1 protein-coding gene is annotated in these 925 nt (G+C 48.0%); it reads left to right on the top strand.

Features of this window, described 5'->3' with window-relative positions; genetic code table 11:
• On the top strand, positions 1 to 925 hold a 925-nt coding region (locus tag A6E04_RS20775; protein WP_175365447.1), incomplete at both ends, for an Ig-like domain-containing protein.

Raw genomic sequence — 925 nt, 5'->3', positions numbered from 1 at the left:
CTGGCAGTAATCACTCTAATGACGCCACACCTACGTTTGTGGGAGCATCAGAAGCAGGCGCTCGTGTGTCTATTCAATTAACCAATGGCGGCGGGGAGCGCGTGGCATTGCAACCTGATTTTGTGGTTGTTCAGCCTGATGGCTCATGGTCATACACCCCAACGACGGTTATTCTTGATGGTTCATACACGTGGGTTGCTCACGTGATGGATGCGGCAGGTAATACATCAAACAGCGCTGCGATAGTATTGAATATTGATACGGTGGCTCCCGAGCTGTCGGGTGTTCGTCTTGATGCAAGCAGTGATACGGGTGATTTGAGTGATGACAGCATCACAAAAGACACTACGCCGACGTTCAGCGGCACGGCTGAGCAAGGCAATAAAATTGAATTGACGTTATTTAATATTGCGACGCCAAACATCGCTGCGTATACATTTACAATGACGGTTGATAACGTTAGTGGTCAATGGAGTCTTGATACGTCTGAATTAGCGCAAGGCAGTTATCGTTGGGTTGTGGTTGCGACAGATGCGGCAGGCAACACCAGCGAGCAAGCAAGCACAAAGACTGTCGTGATTGATACAGCCATTACTGATTTTAATGCGGGTATGGACGCAAGTACGGACAGTGGCTCATCAAATAGTGATGACATCACGAACGTAACGCAAGTTAAGTTAAGTGGTACGGGTGAAGTGGGGGCAACAGTGACGTTGGCTTCATTGGTGAACACTGCAAGTGGTGCTTCGATCACCGTGCCAATGACGTCAATAACTGTGGATGCAGACGGAAATTGGTTGTTGAGTGCACCGGCGTTGTCGGTGGATGGGACGTATGAATGGACTGTTAATATTGTTGATATTGCGGGGAATACTGCGACTCAAAAAGGCACATTTGTTTTTGATAATACGATCTCTGTAACGGC

It is taken from the genome of Aliivibrio logei (assembly GCF_001691055.1).
In the GTDB taxonomy this organism is placed as follows: Bacteria; Pseudomonadota; Gammaproteobacteria; order Enterobacterales; family Vibrionaceae; genus Aliivibrio; species Aliivibrio salmonicida.
Note: the sequence above shows the minus strand (reverse complement) of the source record. Positions and strands in the feature narration are given on the sequence as shown.